Origin of the sequence: Desulfosarcina widdelii, from assembly GCF_009688965.1 — a bacterium.
Lineage (GTDB): Bacteria > Desulfobacterota > Desulfobacteria > Desulfobacterales > Desulfosarcinaceae > Desulfosarcina > Desulfosarcina widdelii.
The window spans coordinates 6,341,549-6,362,621 of the sequence record NZ_AP021875.1; the positions used below are offsets into that span (position 1 = coordinate 6,341,549).

Genomic DNA, 21,073 nt, shown 5'->3' on the forward strand with positions numbered 1-21,073 from the left:
TTTTTCAAAAATGATTAGATAATTTTTTCCAAAACTCAAAAAGGAGGAAATCGCCATGTTTGCAAGAAGACTGCTCGATTTTCCGTCAATGGGGTGGCAGTATCCGTTTGCCGAACTGGAGCGCATGTCCCGTCGGATGGATCAGTTGAAAGACGGTCTGATTGGCAGACCGGGGCTGGGTTGGCGGCCGGCCAGGGTGTTTCCTGCGGTTAACCTGACCGAGGACAAGGACAAGTATTACGTGCGTGCTGAGCTGCCAGGCATCAAGGCCGACGCCCTGGACATTCAGGTCACCGGCAGGAATTTGAGCCTTTCCGGGGAGCGGACCATTGCCTCGGAAGGCGAGAACATCCGGTACCACCGGCGCGAGCGCGAGGCAGGCAAGTTTTCCCGGATCATCGGCCTGCCCGGCGACATCGATCCACAGAAAGTGGAAGCCAGGATGGTCAACGGGATGCTGACGGTTGCCATCGCCAAGGCGGAAGCGGCCAAACCGAGACAGATCACGGTCAGCTAACCACTTTTTTAGCAAGGGAGGGATGACAAATGACGGATTCCAACGAGCTTCAGGTAAAAGACAAACAGGAAGTGGCCAGCCCTGCCGAGCAGACGCGACCCGGCGTCGTTTTTACACCGGATGTGGATATCTTCGAAGACGAGCGGCAGATCACGCTGCTGGCGGACATGCCCGGCGTGGGGCCGGACGACATTACCATCGATTTGAATGACAATGTGCTGAGCATTTCCGGCGAGGTCAAGCCCTTCGAGGGCGGCGAGGAGTCGGATGTGCTTATCGAGTTTGAAATCGGTCGCTATTTCCGGCAGTTCACCCTTTCGGAGGTGATCGATCAGGCCAAGATCGAAGCCAGACACGAAAATGGGGTCTTGCGCCTGAACCTTCCCAAGGCGGAAAAGGCAATTCCCCGGCAGATTACGGTTACCGCCGGATAATTTGTGTAAGGCAGAATTATATCAATCATGAGAATTGTCAGCACTGTATCGATACGATAACATTGGTATAGCGACATTTTTTAAGTAGTAGAGGCCAACCGCCAGACGTTGTGGTTGGCCTCTTGCTTTTAATGTTTCGCATTAATAGCCAGATAGCACAAGATCCAAAAAACGTGACGTTGGAATGATTATTTTTATGATGTTACACGTTACAAGTCTAATTGAAAGCTCAGACCATTCAATCGAGCTTTTAATCAATTACGTTCAACATCTCCCTGCCTGCTGGATTGTCAGGATGGGCCATCTGCATGCGTAGGGCCATTTTCTCGTCGCAGTCTTATTCAATGCATTCAACCGGCAGATTGTATTCCTTGCGGATCTGCATCAGTTTCTCCAATGCGGCCTCCATTTTACGCTCGGCCTGGGATTCAGAGGTGATGTCGCCGTCCTTGGCCATCAGCTGGCCAAACAGGTTCCGGGCCTGATCAGTTTGGCCCCTGTCTGCGTAGGCCAGCACCTGGAGCCATAGACCGGCCAGGGCGTGATCCGGATTATCGGATGCCGCCGCTGTGCGGCCGTATCCCTGGGAAATTTCATGCTTGCACTCCACCAGCGCGGAAAGCCCCTGGTAGGCCTCGTCGCCCAGCTTATTGCGCAGGGCCTCCAGTCTTGCGGCCTGTTGGGCTTTTTTTTCGTTGCTGTCGGTCACAGCACCTGAAATGGCGCCGGCGGTCGCCCCGGTGCTGCCCCCATACACCGCACCCCGGGCGGCTGCCTCACCGACGTTGCCGCCGAAGACCAAGGCAGTGACCATGCCACCGACGGCGCCCACGGCAGCCCCGGTAACAGCACCCTGACCAGCCTGCTCCATGGATCGCTGGGAGCAAGCCGTCACGGTCAAGAGCGTGATTCCCAGTAAAAGGGACAAGCAACAGTTCACAGCGTGTTTGGTGGGATTCATGATGAGTCCTTTCCGCCATATGGTTGATGTTTATTGACCAAGCCATCGATCTCTACCATCCGCGATGCCTTGCCCGTGCATAAAGCCCAGGAATCATCGGTCGGGGACAGACCATTGCTTGGCAGGGGACAGGTATTTGCAGATATCCACCTTATCGTTTTGCGCTGGAGGCAGATACTGCTCGGCATACTTGCGGTAGACCCCGCTTTCCAGAAACAGATCAAACAGGTCGCTGTCGATATGCTGGTCGTCGCGCATGAGACTCATGATTCGCATGGCTTCGCTGACAGTTTTGGGGGTTTTGTAGGGTCGGTCCGATGCAGTCAGGGCTTCGAAGATATCGGCGATGGCCATGATGCGGGCCGGGATCGACATCTCCTCTTTTTTCAACCCCCGGGGATAGCCATTGCCGTCCATGGTTTCATGGTGGGCGCCGGCGAACTCCGCAACGTTGGCTAAATATTCAGGAAATTCCAATTGATTGAGCATGATGATGGTCTGAATGATGTGCTCGTTGATTTTAAATCGATCCTCCGGCGACAAGGTCCCTTTGCGGATGCTCAGATTGTAAAGTTCTCCCAGGTTGTACAAATGTTCGGGCACCTCCATGATGAATCCATGCGGGTTGTCTCCGAAGGGAGCTGGATCGGGTCTTGGAATGATGTGTTCCAGCTTGTCGGCCAATACCGCTTCCACCACCGGCAGGGTTTGAGGTGCGGCGGCCTGCTTCAAGCGGGCTTCTTCCTGGGAAATGCCGATGCGGTCGTCCAGGTGACGAATCCAGGTTTGGTTGGCGATCCGCTTCAAGCGGTCGATCTTCTCATCGGCCATGAATTCACCGCCGATGTTGCATTGGGCCACAAAAGCGAAATCGTCGGCGATCTGTGTCCGCTTGGCTTCCAATTGGGCCTGCAAGGCGGCTTCGTCGCCATCGCCGGCCAGTCGTTTGCGGCAGAAATCGATCTCCGCGTCCCGCAGCAGCACCTCGAAACGCATGCGGATCTCATGGATGCGGTTGTAAATGGTTTCCAGCTTGGTGGCCTTGTCCACCACGTATTCGGGGGTGGTGACCTTGCCGCAGTCGTGCAGCCAGGCGGCTACTTCGAACTCCCAGCGCTGGTCGTCGGTGTCCATACAAAAATCGGCCAAAGGGCCGGTATCGGTCTTCCGGGCGGCATCGGCCAGAATCTGTGCCACAACCGGTACCCGTGCACAGTGGCCGCCGGTATAAGGGGATTTGGCATCGATGGCGCCGGCAATCAATTTGGTGAAATCGTCGAACAGTTTGCGCTGCTGATCCAAAAGGCGAAGGATCGTGCGCTTCATCAGAGAAAAAGCCAGGATGAGCGTATGGATCTCTTTGATGTTGGAATCGAAAGGCGCCGATTCGGAGAAATCCCGACGACGGATCTTTTCGGCTTCATGTTCCAATTGGGACAGCGAGCCGGATATCCGGCGCGAGACCAATAGGGAAGTGGGCAATACAACGATCAGCACGATTAGAGAATGGAGAAAAACGTTGTGCTGCATCCTGCGGATGTGGCCGGTGAAATCGGAGGTCGGAGCGAAGGAGGCCAGAATCTGGTCAAACTTCAGCCATTTGCTCACGGGGGTGGCGCGCACAAGGTAGTCGACGCCGTCGATTTCTATCTCACGGGTTTGCTTTAGGCTGCCGTAGGGATCGCGCCGACAATCGGCAACAACCCTGGCAATACGGGCGTCGCCGATATCTCCTGCGGTGAGAAAATCCAAATTTTTTCCCGATTGGGTTTTGACGGTGGACTGCGAGGGGTGAGCGATGATCCGCCCCTCGGGGTCGAACAGAAAGAGCATGCCGTTGTCCGATACCTTCTGCCGTTCAAGGGAGATGGAAAAGCGATCCAACGTGATGTCTGCGCCGAAGACCCCGCCACCGTTTAACAACCGCTCTGCGCAAGTGACGCCGGGCATTCTGATGGAACTGAAGACGTACGGTTCGGTGTAAAAGGCGCCATCCTCGCGGCGGGCCCGGTTGTACCAGGACCGTGTGCGTGGGTCATAGCTCGAATCCAGATCGGTTCGCTCGTCGAAAGCCTCGTGTTTCCGGTTTAAAAACAACCATCGCTGGGTCATCCGGCCTCGGGTATCGGTTGTAATGGTCCGCAGAACGAACTGCGTTCCTGCGGGTGCATCGAAGTGCTGACACAGCACCGGGTCATTCCTCACGGCCATCATCTGGATAAAGCTGCCGTCGTCATACCCGATATAGGTGGAGAAGAGGTACTTATAGAAGGCCAAGGCCTCGAACATCAGCTCCAGCCCCGGATGGGACAGGCCACCGCCCACCGGCGGGTGTTCCAGGCCGGGCATGCGCGCTGCCGTTCCAGCCAGAACGGCCACGGATGTCAGGGCGTTCTCGTATCGTTCGATGACTTTTCCGTTGATTTCGGAGAAGAGGTGATCAGCCATTCGGATGGCTGCGGTGTGGCTCTCCCGGTGGCTGATCCAAAGGAACAGAGCGGTGAGGGTGACTACGATAGTCACGATCAGGGTGGTGATGCCGACGTATAACGGGTAGCGTTTCCGTTTCAAATTCATATTGAATTCCTGTTTCAAGAGTTTTGGATCCCGGTATTTTATTCCAATCCGATGCCTGAATCGATTTGGAAATTGCTGTTAACGGCGGATACGATGACACCGAAATTGGCATCGAATTTCTCCTATGGTTTTTCCTCTATATCCCACTCCTCAGCCAGGACTGATTGCCCTAAAAGTAATAAGAGAAATGCAGTGTTCATGACTAATGACTGCCGGCTAATTGTTTTCATCGGAGTCTTCTTTCAGGGGTTTATTCAGTTGGCTGGGGCGTTCGCCGCAGCAGTGACGGATCATACCCCTGTGCGTTCAGCCGATGTAGAATGCCGTTGTAGAGGCCTTCGTCCATCGACGGCGTCCGGCTGAGGATCCACAAGTATTTGCGCGACGGCACGCCCACGACGGCCCACTGGTAGACCGGATCCAAATCGATAATCCAGTAGTCCCCCTTGAAGGGCCAGAAAAAACAGACTTTCAATCGTGCGTTAGAGGCTCTGTCCACCACTTCGGCCTTGCCCGTCGATTCTTTCAGCTGGCCGTCGAGGCTGTTTTTATAACAGCGGTTAATCACCCGGATGCGGCCGTCGGGCAGCAGGGCATACTCGGCTGTGGATCCGGTGCAGCCCCTTTGGAACCACGCCGGGTAGCTGGCAATTTCGTACCACTTGCCCAGGTAGCGGTGCAGATCCACGTAGGGTACCGTGACGAGTGGACCGGATTTTTCAGCTGCCGCAGCAACGCCGGACAGGTTGGAAATGCAAAGAAGCAAAGCAATGGTGAGAATCCATTTGGTTGTTCGAATCATTATGGCTCCTTCTTGCTGAAGGTTAACGATTAACCATGCACGGGTACCTTTGGACCTCGGTCGCCATGATGGGGGACCGATCAACGGATGCACCGGTAGAATGAGGGTGTCGCCGCTCTGCGCCGACGGCAGTGACCTCCCCCACTGGCGATATCGCCAAACACGCTCCGAAAGTGCTCCGGTTTAATCTGGCAGCCGGGCCATTTTGGCATAACGGTCCTACAATGGGTGTCTATTGATTTGGTTTCGCTGCTTCGCCGTCTTTCGATGCGCCAAGCGGCCGTCCAGCCCTCAATCCCATGTCGTTCAACACCAGACTCTGGCATCGATAAGGTCAACCGACCGTAAGAGAGAACCCTTTTCTTCCGGTTCGCTCCCTGCCATGGTGATTCCTTGCCATTCCACGCAACGATTCAGGGATCGCCGCTGCCATGCGGTCATGACGTTTTGGGCAGCAGTTCGTTCTTCTCAAGCTCCTTCATGACCGCCTCCACAACCTTACCGATGGCTTTCCCGGTGGTCTCCGGGTTGGTCAGCTGCGACTCCCCCGCCCACAGCAGTGATTCGGATTTTGTGTCGTACAAACAGGTTTCTAACGTGAATTGTACGTTTTCGCTAATGATGACGGGCCAACGACTATACCCCCACGAATATCTGTAAAAGCCATAGTAGGTTCGGTAAACCTCCGGTTCGCCTCGGCTGAACACTTCGGCCTCATCAAAGCCGACCAGATGGGTAATCAGGACGCTGTCATTCTCATACCTGTCAATAACCTCGGCAATCGCCGATTTTTCCAGTTGCGTCCCCTTCTGGACGGGAAGCACCTCGATGCTGATAATCGCCTCTACACCTTTGGCCGCGAGCCACTTCTTGAAATGGTTCTCAAAAATCGACCTGATTTCCTGGTCGTCAACGACTACAATTATCAGCGTATTACTGATGGGCTTGCCTGCCGCTACTTCCTCCATGTGGGTGGGGGTCATTTGGAAGCGTGATCCCCCGCAGGCTATCAGAAAACATCCGAGGGTTGCCACCAGCAGCGTAATTCTCATTTTTTGCATTGTTAAATGACCTCCTTTGTACGAATAAACGGGATTGACTTGGCTTTCGAAAATGATCAAACGGTCGTCTAATTGATGGCTGGCGAATAGGGCATCTTGGCAAAGGCCTGGCGTGCCAGGTCCATTGCGGCTTCCTATCGCATCAAAATGCCTTTGTCCCAGGCCTGCACAACCGCATCACCCGTAAGGGTGGACACCGATTCGCTGTTGGTGCTTCGGATGCTGTGGGGAAAATATCAATTTTACGACGCCGGCGAGGGCACACAGACCTGGCCCCAGCGTTGCGGGCAGGCGGTGATGATCACGGGTGGAAAGCTTGATGAACCAGGCAAAGGCGATCCATAGGATCACTTGGACCGTATTGTTGGCCTTGAGTGCCCAAAAGAAGCCGGCGACATCCAAGGCCAGGTGCATGCGGATATCGAACAGCGCTGCCAATCCGCAGCACAGAGCCATTATGGCGAACACCAGATAGACCCGTTCATGCCTGCGCCGTAAAAAAATCAATAGATGCAAAGGCATGACTACGCCGCAGATGCGGCAGATAGCGAAGTACCTGTTTGTAAGGTGATGGTGCGACGGCAACGATCACTCTCCAAAGTAGGCCTGTGGATCTCTGTTCAACCGATCAAGCTGCGTCTGCAGCTCTTGCAGTTTTGCCGACCGCATTCCTTCGGTAAAATCGGGTCCCAGCCCCCGTTCACTGAGCTTTTGCATCTCAACTTCAATTCGTTGCCGTTCTTTTTCAACGCGCGGATCCGCGGCGTTACTGCTATGGCTTTTTCTCTTCTCCGCAGCTTCGGCTTGTTCTATTTTCTTCTCTTCTGTGTATTCATCTGCCTCGCGGGTGGCCTCCTCCACCATTTTGTCATACGCCTGCCGCTGTTCATCAACAGCGAATAGCGGAGTTGGCGTTCCCGCCACAAGACTTGCCAACAGGAACACGCCGAACCATTTCATCGTTGCCATGGAGTCCTCCTTTGAATAGCCAGCCCAAGGCATTCGCGCTGGTAAACATTCGGGCCATGATCGGCCCGTCGGTGACCTTTTTTCCGCTTAACGAAACGATGCTGAGCGCTATAGTTGGCTTTCGATGGGCAGCAGCCGAAAGAAAAAATCCGCGATGCGCTGCCAGAAGCTCCGCGCCGGCTGAATGGACGTTGTACCTGAACTGGATTCCCACCGGAGCGCGTTGTCATTATTCAAATAGACCCGCCAGGCGTTGTCGGGGGCCAAAAGCGTTTCGAATTCCCTGGCCAACTGACCACATAAACCAGGGGAATCAATATATAGGCCGTTTTCGGTATTGATATCAAGAGCGCGCGGATCCAGATTCAGAGAGCCAACAAAGCAGCGCTTCCCGTCGGCGACGATGGCCTTTGTGTGGAGGGAAATGAACGGCGCCTCGATGGGTTCAACGTTGCTGGTGGCCTGTATTTTGGGGGCAGGATCGTGCCTGAACTCATAGAGGTTGGCTCCGGTGGCGAGGATAGACCGGCGGTATTTTTTATAGTGGCTGTGGGCTGCGGTATGGTTGTTGGCCCCCATGGACCCGGTCAGCATGTTTACCTCGACACCCCGGGCTGCTGTTTGCGCCAACTCTTCCAGGGACCCTTTCACCGGGATGAGGTAGGGGGTCACAAAAGTCAGCTCGGATTGACTGGGGTCGGCGATGTGGTCGAGCATATCGATCAGTCTCAACTGTTCGCCGTCCACCATGACCGGATCGTCCTGAATGAAGTGCGCCTCTCCGATGGCCATGATCCGGGGTAGCTGCTCGAGGGCATCGATGGAACCGGATGACGGCTCAAGGTAGGTGGTCAATCGGTCTTTTTGGGTTTTCAGATAATCACTTACCCGGCTTCGCAAATCGGCCAGATCGTCAATGGTGGCTTTGTCGAACATGGTGCTACCGGGATAGGCCAGCTCGGTATTCCAGTATTCGTCGAAGGCATGGGAAATTTCCTCGACGACCGAACCGACGACCAGCACATCGAGATCGCGGAAATTGTATTTATTGCTGAGACCGAAATACGCGTCGCCGATATTGCGCCCGCCGACGATGGCCATGTGATTGTCGACGACAAACAGCTTGTTGTGCATGCGGCGGTTCAGTTCCTTAAAATAGAGTATGAATTCACCGATGCCCCCCAGGGTGCTGTCGCGGACTCGACCGGGATTGTAAATTTTAATGTCAAAATTGGGATGCCGTGTAATCGCTGCAATGTTGCGGTCTTTGGCGGCAAACACAAAATCGTCCACCAGCATGCGCACGCGCACGCCGCGGTCCGCTGCCTGGAGCAATCGCTCGAACAACATCAATCCGGTGGCATCGTTTTGCCAGATAAAATATTGCACATCGATGGATTGCACTGCCTGATCGACCAGGGTCAGGCGCCATTCGTAGGCGGCTTGATTGTCGGACAACGCCAGAAAGCCGGAGGCAGGCGGCGCATGAAGCGTCGAAAACCGATGGGAGGTCTTGGCGATAACACCGCTCGCCGACGGTGGCAGCGCATAGACCGCGGATGACGATGGCGGCGGAACGGTAAGGGTTGAACACCCGTGGAGGAAGAGAACCAGCCATACGAAAAACGCCAACACGCTGATCTGAAGGGACCAATGCCTTGATTTATCATTACGTAACAATAAAAAATTATTAAGAAAGTACTCGGATGAAGACCATACGATCATTTTTTCACTTTGCGGTATGAAACCATGCAGCTATTATGAGGGACCAATGTTGATCCTCTGCTGCTCGCAGTAGGGTTGTTTCTTTAATTAACTAAAATCTTAGCATGAGTCAAACACCAACGTTCGAGAATTTGATGACGATCAAAGCATTCGTTGATCATACTTTTCAAGGCCTTTCACCCGACAAAATAGTTGACAATACTTTGGGCAATCTTGTCATTGTCTGAATTCGGGGGTGGCTGATTATCTCAATAATTGTAGCCCGTTTATTGATACGTAAGCGATGGTTGCGTGCCACGATCTTTAAATAGGGTGGCGCTTCAACGACAACCGGTAGCACTGCACTAAACGAATTCGTTGACAGGCAGCGGCCAAAGCCGGTAGATGGGGTGAAAATCTACTTTGCGAGGAACCAGACGCAACGATGAATGCAGACCGACTCAAAGACCTGCTTGAAAATGTGAAAAAGGGCGACCTTTCCGTCGATCATGCCCTGGAAACATTGAAGGACCTGCCTTACGCCGATCTGGGCTATGCCATGGTGGACCATCATCGCTCCCTGCGCAGCGGTTATCCGGAGACCATTTTCAGCCAGGGAAAAACCGTGGAGCAGGTGGTCGGCATCGCCCGGCGGCTGCTGGAAAAAAATGTCAATATCATGGCTACCCGGGCGGACCGCAATGTCTATGAGGCCCTGCAGGCCATCGGCGAGTCGGTGGAATACCACGCGGCGGCCCGCATCGCGGTGATCAACCGCCAGCCGGTTCCCCCCACCCGCACCACGATCCTGGTGATGTGCGCCGGCACCTCGGACATTCCCGTGGCCGAAGAGGCGGCCGTCACCGCCGAGGTGATGGGCAACCGGGTAGAGCGGCTTGCCGACGTGGGGGTTGCCGGCATTCATCGCCTGCTGGCCAAACGAAAGATAATTCAATCGGCCAGCGTACTGGTGGTCGTGGCCGGCATGGACGGAGCCCTGCCCAGCGTAACGGCCGGCCTGACCGACAAGCCGGTAATCGCCGTCCCCACCAGCATCGGCTACGGCGCTAGTTTCGGCGGCCTGGCGGCTCTGTTGACCATGCTCAACTCCTGCGCCAACGGTGTCACCGTTGTCAATATCGACAACGGCTACGGTGCCGGCTACGCGGCATCGCTGATCAACCGCATGGCCGACCGTGCCGCCGGGACATCGCAAAATCCTCCGCTATAAGGTTTTTACGGAACCGTCGATATGACCTACAATTTCGATCCGGACCGGTGGTATGACAACGAGTTGGCAGTCCTGGAGCGGGCTTTCCGGGAAGGGCGACTGGATGAGGCCGCGGTCGATAAGCAGAAAGAGCGGCTCATGCATCGCTACGACGATATGGTTGCACGGCTGGATGGTACCTATCGGATGCCCAAGGCCTGAGTCGTGTCCCCCATCACCGGCCGATCGACCCGATATCTTTGTTGCGCATAAAGGAACCTCCTCGGCATATCGACGATGCGCCTCCCAAGGGCGCTTTCTTCGGACCTTGTAGGCGTTTCGCCTTTTTTGTAATTTAGGTAAGGATATAATTACAACAATTTACGTACAATTTTTGCCTCAAGAGGCGAAACCCTCCGGGATTGCCGATCTCACCGCATTTTCGGCGAGCCGCCGCGGCGCATAGCCGACTATAGCGCCACGACGTCTGCCTTGAATCTGCGGCAAGCTCGACAATCGCCTATTTTAGGTCGGGGCGTCTGTGGGGGACGGTTGCGCGGGGCTCGATCACGACCCCGTCGGCCTGTTTTCGGGTGCACACACCAACAATCCATCATGGAGGCTTGTATGCAAAAATGGCATTGCTTTTTCGTTCTGATCCCGATGCTTGTCCTGGGTTATGGCAGCGCCTCTGGTGCGGATGTCTCCGTCAGCGACGCCACCCAGGAGTGCCTGGACTGCCATAGCATCTATCATCCCGGCATCGTTGCTGATTGGCAGAACAGCCGCCATGCCGCAACGACCGTTCAAACCGCCATGGCGAAAACGGGAGCGCAACGGCGCGTGTCGAGCACGGAGATTCCCGACCCGTTGAAAGGCACCAGCGTGGGGTGTGCCGAGTGCCACACCCTCAGGGGGGCGTCCCATGCGGATACCTTTGAGCACAACGGCTACGATATCCACGTGGTGGTCAGTCCCGACGACTGCGCCACCTGCCACGCCGTCGAGCGAGAGCAGTATGCCAGGAACATCATGGCCCTGGCCGAAAAGAATCTTTCCGAAAACCATCTTTACGCCGACCTGCAGCGTACCATCCTGGGAACCGGCGAGGTGCGGCCCGACAGGGTGCATTTCTCGCCGGCCAATGCGATGACCCGGGCGGATGCCTGCTACTATTGCCACGGCACCCGTTTGACGGTCACCGGTACCCAGGTCCGCGACACCGATGCCGGTGAACTCGAATTCCCGGTTATCGCCAACTGGCCCAACCAGGGTGTGGGCCGGGTCAACCTGGACGGCAGCCGGGGGGCTTGTTCGGCCTGCCACACCCGCCACCGGTTCTCCATCGAGACGGCCCGCAAGCCTTACACCTGCAAGGAGTGCCATGTGGGGCCGGACGTTCCCGCCTTCAAGGTCTACTCGGCCAGCAAGCACGGCAACCTTTTTTCTTCCATGAACCGCCACTGGGATTTCGAGGCCGTGCCGTGGACCATCGGTACCGACATCCAGGCACCCACCTGCGCGACCTGCCACATCAGCCTGACCGCCACCCCGGACGGGGAGACCATCAATGCGCGAACCCATCAGATGAGCGATCGCCTGGGTTGGCGCATTTTCGGATTGGTCTACGCCCATCCCCAGCCCCGATCCCCGGACACCACGGTGATCCGAAACCGGGCCGGCCTGCCGCTGCCCACGGATCTAAACGGGACTTTCGCAGCGGACTTTTTGATCGCCGATGACGAGATGGCCAGGCGGCGCTCCACCATGCAGCGCACCTGCCTGGCCTGCCACGACACCTCCTGGGTCGAAGGGTACTTTCAACGCCTGGACAACACCATCACCGTGTCCAACCGCTCGGTTCGGGCGGCGACTCAGCTGATGCAGGCAATCTGGAAAAACGGGTATGCCGCCGGACCCGATTCCGGCGGCAGTCTTTTCGACGAGTATATCGAACGCCGCTGGAGCGACATCTGGCTGCTTTACGCCAACAATATCCGATTCGTCGCCGCCATGGCCGGTGGTGGTGATTATGGCGTATTCGAAGACGGCCGCTACCACCTGACCCGGGCGCTGATGGACATGCAGGACTGGAAGGAGACCCGGGAGCTTCTCAAGAAAAAACGATAAAAATGGCTGTCCCGGCTCCCCTGACATCAGGAGCATTGGGGGCGGGCACTTGGAGCGCCGTCAGTCTGCGTCCAGGGCCGGCAGCAGAGGCGCAACGGCCACCGGACGTTCGATGAGGCCGTGCTTGAGGGCGAAATCGGCAAAGGTTTGCCAGCGCTCGGGATCGCACACCTGCCGTTTGGCGTAATAGGGGCGCGTCAGGCGAAAGGCGGCCGTTTCGACCTTGCGGTCGGCATCGGGAACCGCCTGGAAATAGGCGGCCAGGGCGGCCTCGGGCGATGCCTCGATCACCTCGATTCCCCGGGCCACCGCCTTCACGAAAGCTGTGATCCGTTTTTTCTCACGGCTAAGGGTTTCGGCGCCGCAGATGAAAACCAGTTCGTCGTAATCGGGAATACCCCATTTCTCCAGTTCGAAGAAGCCCGCCTCCAGGCCCTCGGCGGCCATGGTCACCGTTTCGTAGGTTTTGAACGGTCCCATGACCGCGTCCACCCGTCCGGCACTCAAGGCCGGTACGATGGAGAATCCCACGTTGACCAGGCGGTAGTTTTCGATGCCGTTGACCTTGGCAAAGGCATCCATGAGAACATCCATCAGGCCGGGAACCGTGTATCCGATGGTTTTGCCGCTCAAGTCGGCCGGTTTCGTGAAACCGCTGGATTTGAGATAGAGCAGGGTGGTCAACGGATGTTCGATCAGCCGGCCCACGACGCGCACATCGATTCCCCGGGCCGCGGCCATCACCGTCTGGGGTTCGTAGGAGACGGCCAGATCGACCTTTCCGGCGGCGGCCAGTTTCAGGGCGTCGGCCGTATCCGACGGGCTGAGAATTTCAACAGCCAACCCCTGCTCGTCAAAAAAGCCCTTCTCTTGGGCCACATAAATGGGCAGGTGGTCCACATTGGGAAACCAGTCCAGCATGAGGGTCAGGGGCGTTTCGGCCCAAAGCGGGCCGTTCCAGGCCAGACCGGTGAAGAGAATCAGGGCGAATAAAATGCGTTTCATTAAATCGTTCCTCCTAAAGATGATTGATCGGATGGGGCTTTCCAGGCCAGATACCGGTGTTCCAGCCAGCCCACCGCGTGCCAGAGCGCCAGCCCCATCAGGGACAGCCAGAGGATGGCGGCAAATACCCAGTCGGTTTTCAGCCGGGCATTGGACTGGATCATGAGGTATCCCAGCCCCTGCTGGGCGCCAACCCATTCGCCGATGATCGCTCCGATGGTGGCCACCGACACCCCCACCCGCAGCCCGGAAAAAAAATAGGGCAGGGCCCAGGGCCAGTAAAGCCGCCTCAGGGCCTGCCAAAAACTGGCGCCCATCAGACGAAAAAGAACGCGGTAGGCATGATCGCAGCTTTTGAATCCTTCCAGCAGGCTGACCGTGATGGGAAAAAAGATGATCACGGCTGCCATCAGCACCTTGCTGGCGATTCCGTAGCCCAGCCAGACGACCAGCAAGGGAGCCAGGGCAAAAACAGGGATGGCCTGGGAAGCCACCAGGAACGGGGCCAGGGCTTTTTCCAGGGACGGCCGGGCGAACATGACTACCGCCAGCGGAACGGCCACGGCCAGCGCCAGGGCAATGCCCGCGACAATTTCCAAGAGAGTGACGCCTGCGTGGGGCAGCAGTTGGGGCGCGTGAACCACCGACACCCGGAGAATTTGGCTGGGCGCGGGCAGGATGAAAGCTGGCAAGCCGCTGATCCGGCTGCCGATTTCCCAGAGACCGACCAACGCCGTCAGGATGGAGATCGGTACGAGCCATGACGGTTTCATGAGGATCTTTTCTCCTGCAGCATGGCCAGTACCCGGTTCTTGATGGCCAAGAGATCCAGGTCTTCCATGCGCCGTGGCTTGGGATGTTCCAGGCCCATGCGGGCCGCGATCTGCATGGGCGGAGGCGTCAGCACGAGCAATTCGTCGGCCAGCAGCAGCGCCTCCTCGATGTCGTGGGTGACCATGAGAATGGTTTTGTTGAAGTCGGTCTGCAGCAGGCCCAGCATTTTTTGCAGGCTGCGGCGGGTAATGGCGTCCAGGGCGGACAGGGGTTCGTCCAGCAATACGATGTCGCGGCCGAACATCAGGGTGCGTGCCAGCGCGCAGCGTTGACGCATGCCGCCGGAAACCGTGGACGGCAGGTGATTTTCAAAACCGGCCAGCCCCAGCCGGTCGAACAGGTCTTGGACGCGCCGGCCGGATTCCTTTATCGGTTCCCCGGCAATGTCAGCCGGCAGTCTGGCGTTGTCGGCCAGCCCCAGCCAGGGAAGCAGCAGGTCGGACTGCTGCATGTAGGCCGCCAGGCGATTGAGGTCGGGCACCGCCTTCCTGCACCATTGGATCCGTCCGGTCTCCATGGGCAACACCCCCATGAGCAGATCGAACAGCGTGCTTTTCCCGCAGCCCGAAGGGCCGATCAGCACGGTGAACCCGTTTCCCGGTACGGTCAGACTGACATCTGAGACCACCGGAAGGCCGTTGAAATGCTTGGTCACATTTTCGATGATCAACAAACGACACCCCACCGGAGTACTGAATGAACCGGGGGCAGCTGGGAGGAAGAAAGAAGTTGTGCAGTTGACTTCCCTACGCCGGCATGACCCGGATCAGGTTATAGGAGTCGAGGCTTTCAGCCTCCTCTCAGCCGATTCGATCGGCTCCCCCAGCAAAGAAGGACTATCCATTATCACCGCTTGCAACCGGTGTCAAACGAACAACGAGGATTCAACTCATGGACCGGTCGGCCATACGGGAAAGGGCCGCCACCTTCTTGACATAGGCCTGGATATCGCACTTGCGCTCTAAGCCCGAGGCGGCCATGTAGCGCACCTTGCCGAAAATATCCCGCTGGAACCAGGCGCGGTCGTGCAGTCCGAAAACCCAGCCCACGCCGGCAAATGAGTTGGGGTCGCGGCCGTCGATGAAGTACCGGTTGTTGAGGAAAAGCAGCGTGTCATAGGCCTCCTGCGGCGATGGCGACCACTCCAGGACTTTTTTGCCCCAGTACATGCGCATGTAATTGTGCATGAATCCGGTGGCGCACATCTCGGCCATGGCGGCGTTCCAATAGGGATCGTGGGTCCGGCCCGCCTCCAGGGTCTGCCGGTCATAGACAATCGGGCGTTTGTCCGCGGCATGTTCGGACAGGCTTTTTTGCGCCCAGGCGGGCAGGCAGGTGTACTGGTCGTAGTCCTTCGTATAATAGACGAAATTGACGGCCAGTTCCCGGCGCACGATCAACTCCTCCAGATAGGCATCCCGGTCTTCCGGGTCGCCGGTGGATGCATTGCGGATGGATAGGGCCAGGGCCACCGGCGAGATCTGGCCAAAGTGCAGGTAGAGGCTCATGTGGGAGATGTCGTCGGTCTGGGGTTGGTTGCGGTTGCGCGTGTAGCGGGCCAGACGATGGGAGATGAAATCTTGCAGGCGCTTGCGGGCTTCTGCGGGGCCCCCTTTGAATAAAACAGAGGCGGCGGGTACGGAGTGGTCGAGGTCGAGCCCCTCTATAATGCCGTCGATGTCGGCCAGGTCCAGACTCTGCCATGAATTTTCATCCGATGGGTATTCGGGACGGTAGCGGGGGCAGGGGACCAGAAAGTGCTCCAGGTGGCGGTGGATCTTGGGCCGGATGGTCCGGGCCGCATACTCGGCTTTGGGCGAGGTGACGGCCACCGGTACGACCACATCCCCTTCTACGGCCAGGGCGCTGCAGGGGCAGGATTGCGAAACGGCCCGGCGCCAGGTTCGCTGATGGCGCGTGTAGCCCACATCGCAGACCAGCAGCGCCGTTTTTTTCAGCAGGGGGGCGAGCGCCGCCTGAGGATCGTCTCCCTTGATCACCTGCATGCCGATTCGCCGACGGGCCAACTCCCCGCGGGTTTGTGCAAGACCTTCCAGCATGAAGCGGTAGTGCCGCAGGTTGGCTTCCGGATAGCGGTCGGTGAGGATGAAAACGACGCGTACCGTCAGATTCAGGCGGTTGGCATGGAAAATGGCAGTTTCCAGGGCCGGGTTGTCGTGAGCCCGCTGGGACTGCTGCATCCAGTACAGCACCCAGCTGCCTTTTTGGACAGGTCGGTCATTGAGAGTGGCAATGCGCTCGGGATCGATGTCCATGACTTCCAAGACTCCTTTGCCGGTAAATGGACTCAGAACATTGGAAACAGCTTCTCCAGGATATAGCCGACTCCCAGAAGAACATGGGTGAGCAGAATAAACGTTACGTTGTCTGCCATGGCAGGTATCAGTCTGGCCCTGTCGCGATATTCCTTTGACCCCCGAATGGCTTTAACGGCCCATGGCAGGGCGAGCAGCGCAATCAGGCAATATACCGGCATGACCACCCTGCCGAGTACAAAGGTCGCCAGTGCACAGGCGACGATCCAGCCATACACCGCGATGGTGGCGATGCTGAATAACTTGGCCGCAGCATCCATACCAAACAGGACCGGAGTGGTTTTCCGGCCGCCTTTTCTGTCGGCCTCCACATCCGGAAACTCGTTGAGCAGGAGCAGGTTGTGCACCATGATGCCGCTGGGAATTGAGGCAATCAGGACCATCCAGTCATACCTGCCGGCCTGGACAAAATAAAATCCCAGGATGGGCAGGATGCCCAGCCCCAGCCCCGGCGACCATTCGGGCCAGGGCGTTTTCAGAATCACCGGTGTATAGAGGACCAGGCACAGGGCGGCTGCAACGATAAGCGGCAGCAACAGCCAGCCCTTTACGGCGATAAAAAAGATGCCGATCAGCAGGGCAACCAGAAAAGTGACCGTCCCCACCCAGAGGGTCTGGTTCAACGGGAGTTTGCCTCCGGGCACAAGCCCGCTGCCTCCGCTGAAGGGGGTCCGCTCGACGTTCAGGTCGATGCCGCTCTTGTAATCGAAATAATCGTTGATGGCATTGACACTGCCGTGGGTCAGCATCAGGCCGAAACCGGCCAGCAGAGCGTACCCTATGTTGACCGTGCCATAGTACCAGGCGATTGCAGTACCTAGAAAGGCAAGCACGACTGAAAGCGTGAGGAACTGGGGCCTGGTTTCCATTATCCACAGCAGCAGATTCTTCATAACAGTCTCCTCGATAAAGAAAACTGTGTATCAGATTCGTCTGCGATTGGATAGCCCCTCACGATTCCCGGTTTGCATTTCACTCGCAGAGCACTTTTTACTGGTTATGGATTCCCGCTTCCGCGGGAATGACATGTCTGGCGATTTTCTACGAGGCCATATTTTAAAAAATAATACGCGAATAATTTAATATTATTAAAAAATTATGCTTGACAAGTTTGCTAAAATTAAAATAAATAACTTTCCAAGGGAGGAAGGGATCCATGAATATCGACCATTGTCCACTATGTGGCGGCAGCATGAAAGTGCAGAAACTCAAATGCCTCCAGTGCGAGATCAGTATCGAGGGTGAATTTTTTACGTCTCCGATTCTTTCGCTTTCGGAAGACGAACAGCTTTTTATCGAGCTTTTCGTGCTCAACAGCGGCAGTCTGAAAAAAATGGCAGAGATTATGCAGGTTACCTATCCGACGATTCGTTCCCGGCTGAATGCCATTATCCGAAAGATGAAGCAGGTTTCCGGCGATCAGGATACGTATAAACAAAAAATACTTCAAAAAGTGGAAGCAGGGAAACTCAGTCCCGAAAGTGCGGCCAACATCATCCGAAATCTGTAAACCATGGTGAATCGTGATGAAAGAGTTCGATCATATTGAAAAGATGCGGGAGCAGGGTATTCTGAGCGAGGAACAGGCCCGGATGCTCAGTGACTCCGTAAAGGAATCCAATCAGCGAAAGACAGGACGGCAACCCGCTGAATCGAAAAACACCCAGCCGCCTTCCATAAAAAAATTTCTGATTGTGTCCGGCATCCTCTTTTTCTTTCTCTTCGCAGCGTTGGTTCTCAACTCGGGAAATAAGCCCCTGTTTTTTCTATTGTTATTGGTGCTCATTACATTTGGATGCCTGGCGGTGGTATTGCTCATCATGTTCAATACACTGGCCTGGAAAAAAGAGGGAATTGCACGAACCCTCGCGCTGATGGTCAATGAGATGGATCGAAAAGATTCTTTGGTCCCCCAAATTTGGGAATGCATCGGCAAATTTTCGACACATGAGTCCGGCATCCACGAAAAAGTGACGCTCGAACGCTCCCAATCGGCCGGGAAATCCGCCAGCGGTGATCGGGAATCGGATCGCTCCTCATCTGCTATTGAAGCCCTTGTGGAAGATTATCCCGAAATCAAATCCGATCGGAACTTTCAGCAGTTGTTCGATCAGCTGGTGGAGACTGAAAACCGGATTACCGCCATTACGAAATGGCATAACCATAATGCGGGCAATTACAACGGACTGCTTGAAACCTTTCCGTTTTCCGCCGTCGCCATGATTTTTTCGTTTGACAAGGCAACCTATTGTTAAAGCCAATAGATAAGGAGTTAACGATGAATACCAAGATTACCCTGTTGCTGGCGGCATCGTTTATCGCAATCGTTGCTGTTTTCGGCGTGGCGCTCATACTGGTTCACAATGGCATTGTGGATGCAGACAAACGCGTGGAAGAAGCCAAGGCCCAGATCGGCGCCGTTTGTCAGCGACGCCTGGACCTGATGCCAAATCTGATTGAAACCGTCAAGGCATATGCGGCCCACGAAAAAAGTGTCCTGACCTCGGTAACCGAGGCCCGGACCCATGCCCAGAACACCTTGGACCGGCTTGCCAGGGATGGATATACCCCTGAGACCATGAAGGCCCTTGAAACTTCCCAAGCCCAGGTAACCTCATCCATCCGGGGCATCTTTGCCCTTGTTGAAAACTATCCCGACCTGAAAGCCTCCTCCAATTTTTTAGCCTTGCAGGACCAGTTCGAAGGAACGGAAAATCGGATTTCCGTGGCCAGGCAGCGGTTTAACAGTGCGGTTCGTATTTACAATTCAAAAATTGAAAAATTCCCCGGAGTCCTCATCGCTCCCATTTTCGGCTACCAGGAAGCCGAGTATTTCGAAGCCAAAGAAGACGCCTATGAACCGGTCCAAGCGAAATTTTAGCGCATCGATAAAAAGGCGAATTTTTTTCGTCGTGGTGTTGGCGGGGCTGCTTGCCTGTTCCCGGGAGCAGGCGTTCGACCTTGAAAAATTCATCCGACAACGACCGGATGACGACGGACGGATTTTCGATTATGTGGGACTCATGCAGGACGTCACCGAGTCCGCCGATCTTTATCTGAGCACCATCCATGATCGCTACCATATTGAAATCCTCATCGCCGCCGTGCCGTCACTGCAGGGGAAATACTCGGTGAACCAGGCCGCAGCAAAACTCTTCACCAACTGGGATGTCGGGAGGGACGATCAAGGCCGGGGAATTCTTCTGCTGCTGGTGGACGACACCAAAGAGGTAAAGCTTGAGGTCGGTCTGGAACTGGAAGATGTGTTCACGGATATGTTTACTGGGTATATCGAAGACCTGCAATTGCAGCCGCGGTTTGCCGCCGGAGAATTGGAAATTGGCCTGATTGCCGTGATGGAGGAACTGGAAGCCCGTTCCCAGGTCAAATACCGGGGAAAGTACACGCCGGCGGACATCGATCGGCTGGATACCGAATATCTGTCCCAGGGCGCCGGTGCGCTTCGGGATCTGGATGAAGAATTCCAGCAGATTCAATTCTCGGGTACCGTCAACAACGACTACCCTGCCGGACAAACGCCCGATGAAGCCTGGCAAACCATGATCCGGCGCTGGCAGGACAAGGTGCGCGACCCCTATGTGGGCGTATTCACGCCCCTGGCTCGGCTCACTTACCGCGACTTTACCAATATGCCTGACTCCCGCTTTGAAAAGGAGTTCCGGACCTACGCCAATAGACCGTATGAAATTCGTCGTGAAGGCAATTATGCGGTGGTCTGGTTCGGCAAGAAAAAGGGATGGGACAACTCCCCCTTTCTGTTGAGCCGGACATTCGAGGGATGGCAGTTCGATCTGGTCCATCAGCGCCGTTTCATCCGCATGGGACCGGCTCCTGAATGGGGGGTGGAGTTTTCCGAATATCCGCACATGGGGCTTTTGATGGACGCTTTTCAGTTCAAGGGTCAGGATATCCCCCTCGAAGGAGAAGATCTTTATACCATTGGAAGAGATGTCGAACTGGCTAACCGAATACTGGAGCAGGAAGCTTCATATCAGGCCAGCCCGGAGGACTTCGATGCTCTCATGACCCTGGGAAGGCTGTACACCATCGCATCCATGAGCCGCAAAAGCATTGCCCTGCTGAAAAAAGCTCGGGCTGAAAATCCCGATGACCCGCGGCCGTATAAATATCTCGCCATTGCTCACGTCAATGCGCATTACCAGTACGATACGGCGCTCAAGATGCTTGACGAATATCTGAAACGAGCCCCCGGCGATGCATTCGGCCACAACTTCAGGGGGTATATCTGCTATCGGAAAAAAGAATACAAAAAGGCGGCAGATGCATTCGAGCAAGCACTGGCTACCAAACCGGACAACTGCTATGCGCATTTCTACCTAGCTTACACATATGCATGGCTCTATAACAAGGCACTCAAACTCGATCCGCGTCGAAGCACTTACAAAAACCGCTTTTACCTTCATCGGGACCGGACAAGAACCTACCAGGGCAGCCACCCCCTGAGGGTGACCAAGCTCAACCAGTGGCTGGCCGCAAAGAAATGAGAGAGAC

Annotated in this window: 21 protein-coding genes and 1 riboswitch; of the genes, 9 read left to right on the forward strand and 12 right to left on the reverse strand. The window is 55.8% G+C overall.

Annotated elements, in window-relative coordinates; all coding sequences use genetic code 11:
* Positions 1-55: 55 nt before the first annotated feature.
* Positions 56-517 carry an Hsp20/alpha crystallin family protein gene (locus GN111_RS28980; protein ID WP_155307086.1) on the forward strand — a complete coding sequence of 154 codons (462 nt, stop codon included), beginning with the start codon at positions 56-58 and terminating at the stop codon, positions 515-517.
* A 29-nt stretch (positions 518-546) separates the two neighbouring features.
* Positions 547-951 carry an Hsp20/alpha crystallin family protein gene (locus tag GN111_RS28985; RefSeq protein ID WP_155307087.1) on the forward strand — a complete coding sequence of 135 codons (405 nt, stop codon included), beginning with the start codon at positions 547-549 and terminating at the stop codon, positions 949-951.
* A gap of 337 nt (positions 952-1,288) precedes the next feature.
* Here the strand turns inward: GN111_RS28985 and GN111_RS28990 are convergent, their stop codons facing one another.
* The 7 genes from GN111_RS28990 to GN111_RS29020 all read right to left on the reverse strand — a co-directional run bounded on the left by GN111_RS28990 (position 1,289) and on the right by GN111_RS29020 (position 8,953).
* The gene (locus GN111_RS28990) at positions 1,289-1,912 is read right to left on the reverse strand and encodes a hypothetical protein (protein ID WP_155307088.1); all 624 of its coding nucleotides are present in this window, start codon (positions 1,910-1,912) and stop codon (positions 1,289-1,291) included.
* Between the two features lie 93 nt (positions 1,913-2,005).
* Positions 2,006-4,489 (reverse strand): HD domain-containing phosphohydrolase, encoded by a 2,484-nt coding sequence (locus GN111_RS28995; protein ID WP_155307089.1) that lies wholly within the window; start codon positions 4,487-4,489, stop codon positions 2,006-2,008.
* 250 nt (positions 4,490-4,739) lie between these two features.
* Complete coding sequence (locus GN111_RS29000) at positions 4,740-5,291, reverse strand: lipocalin family protein (RefSeq protein WP_155307090.1); 552 nt, start codon at positions 5,289-5,291, stop codon at positions 4,740-4,742.
* Between the two features lie 437 nt (positions 5,292-5,728).
* On the reverse strand, positions 5,729-6,352 hold the full coding sequence (locus GN111_RS29005; RefSeq protein ID WP_155307091.1) for a DUF4136 domain-containing protein: 624 nt from the start codon (positions 6,350-6,352) through the stop codon (positions 5,729-5,731).
* A gap of 177 nt (positions 6,353-6,529) precedes the next feature.
* Positions 6,530-6,874: a hypothetical protein gene (locus GN111_RS29010; protein ID WP_155307092.1), complete on the reverse strand. Its 345-nt coding sequence runs from the start codon at positions 6,872-6,874 to the stop codon at positions 6,530-6,532.
* Positions 6,875-6,940: 66 nt separating this feature from the next.
* Positions 6,941-7,321 (reverse strand): hypothetical protein, encoded by a 381-nt coding sequence (locus tag GN111_RS29015; protein ID WP_155307093.1) that lies wholly within the window; start codon positions 7,319-7,321, stop codon positions 6,941-6,943.
* Between the two features lie 108 nt (positions 7,322-7,429).
* Positions 7,430-8,953, reverse strand: coding sequence for a phospholipase D family protein (locus GN111_RS29020; RefSeq protein WP_170302507.1), 1,524 nt, complete (start codon positions 8,951-8,953; stop codon positions 7,430-7,432).
* Between the two features lie 517 nt (positions 8,954-9,470).
* Here GN111_RS29020 and larB point away from each other — a divergent pair.
* The 3 genes from larB to GN111_RS29040 all read left to right on the forward strand — a co-directional run bounded on the left by larB (position 9,471) and on the right by GN111_RS29040 (position 12,365).
* A complete protein-coding gene (gene larB / locus GN111_RS29025; RefSeq protein WP_155307095.1) occupies positions 9,471-10,256 on the forward strand; it encodes a nickel pincer cofactor biosynthesis protein LarB in 786 nt (261 codons plus the stop codon).
* Between the two features lie 21 nt (positions 10,257-10,277).
* Positions 10,278-10,457 carry a hypothetical protein gene (locus tag GN111_RS29030; protein WP_155307096.1) on the forward strand — a complete coding sequence of 60 codons (180 nt, stop codon included), beginning with the start codon at positions 10,278-10,280 and terminating at the stop codon, positions 10,455-10,457.
* Positions 10,458-10,862: 405 nt separating this feature from the next.
* Positions 10,863-12,365, forward strand: coding sequence for a multiheme c-type cytochrome (locus GN111_RS29040; RefSeq protein ID WP_155307098.1), 1,503 nt, complete (start codon positions 10,863-10,865; stop codon positions 12,363-12,365).
* 60 nt (positions 12,366-12,425) lie between these two features.
* Here GN111_RS29040 and GN111_RS29045 read toward each other — a convergent pair whose 3' ends face one another.
* The 5 genes from GN111_RS29045 to GN111_RS29065 form a co-directional block, all read right to left on the reverse strand.
* Entirely contained in the window at positions 12,426-13,370 is a 945-nt protein-coding gene (locus tag GN111_RS29045; protein ID WP_155307099.1) for an ABC transporter substrate-binding protein, read from the reverse strand.
* Positions 13,370-14,143 (reverse strand): ABC transporter permease, encoded by a 774-nt coding sequence (locus GN111_RS29050; RefSeq protein WP_155307100.1) that lies wholly within the window; start codon positions 14,141-14,143, stop codon positions 13,370-13,372. Before GN111_RS29050 ends, GN111_RS29045 begins: the two co-directional genes overlap by 1 nt.
* Positions 14,140-14,874: an ABC transporter ATP-binding protein gene (locus tag GN111_RS29055; RefSeq protein WP_231715596.1), complete on the reverse strand. Its 735-nt coding sequence runs from the start codon at positions 14,872-14,874 to the stop codon at positions 14,140-14,142. Before GN111_RS29055 ends, GN111_RS29050 begins: the two co-directional genes overlap by 4 nt.
* Positions 14,875-14,930: 56 nt before the next feature.
* Positions 14,931-15,038, reverse strand: a riboswitch (TPP riboswitch).
* Between the two features lie 50 nt (positions 15,039-15,088).
* On the reverse strand, positions 15,089-16,480 hold the full coding sequence (locus GN111_RS29060; RefSeq protein ID WP_155307102.1) for a deoxyribodipyrimidine photo-lyase: 1,392 nt from the start codon (positions 16,478-16,480) through the stop codon (positions 15,089-15,091).
* A 32-nt stretch (positions 16,481-16,512) separates the two neighbouring features.
* Positions 16,513-17,433: a prenyltransferase gene (locus GN111_RS29065; RefSeq protein ID WP_155307103.1), complete on the reverse strand. Its 921-nt coding sequence runs from the start codon at positions 17,431-17,433 to the stop codon at positions 16,513-16,515.
* 263 nt (positions 17,434-17,696) lie between these two features.
* Between GN111_RS29065 and GN111_RS29070 the strand changes: the two genes are divergently transcribed.
* Genes GN111_RS29070 through GN111_RS29085 form a run of 4 tightly spaced genes read left to right on the forward strand, consistent with a single transcriptional unit; the run spans position 17,697 to position 21,066 of the window.
* Complete coding sequence (locus tag GN111_RS29070) at positions 17,697-18,050, forward strand: DUF2089 domain-containing protein (protein ID WP_155307104.1); 354 nt, start codon at positions 17,697-17,699, stop codon at positions 18,048-18,050.
* Between the two features lie 16 nt (positions 18,051-18,066).
* Positions 18,067-18,795: a LemA family protein gene (locus tag GN111_RS29075; RefSeq protein WP_155307105.1), complete on the forward strand. Its 729-nt coding sequence runs from the start codon at positions 18,067-18,069 to the stop codon at positions 18,793-18,795.
* A 23-nt stretch (positions 18,796-18,818) separates the two neighbouring features.
* Positions 18,819-19,421, forward strand: a complete 603-nt coding sequence (locus GN111_RS29080; RefSeq protein WP_155307106.1) for a LemA family protein — start codon at positions 18,819-18,821, stop codon at positions 19,419-19,421.
* The gene (locus GN111_RS29085) at positions 19,396-21,066 is read left to right on the forward strand and encodes a TPM domain-containing protein (protein WP_155307107.1); all 1,671 of its coding nucleotides are present in this window, start codon (positions 19,396-19,398) and stop codon (positions 21,064-21,066) included. Before GN111_RS29080 ends, GN111_RS29085 begins: the two co-directional genes overlap by 26 nt.
* Positions 21,067-21,073: the final 7 nt, after the last annotated feature.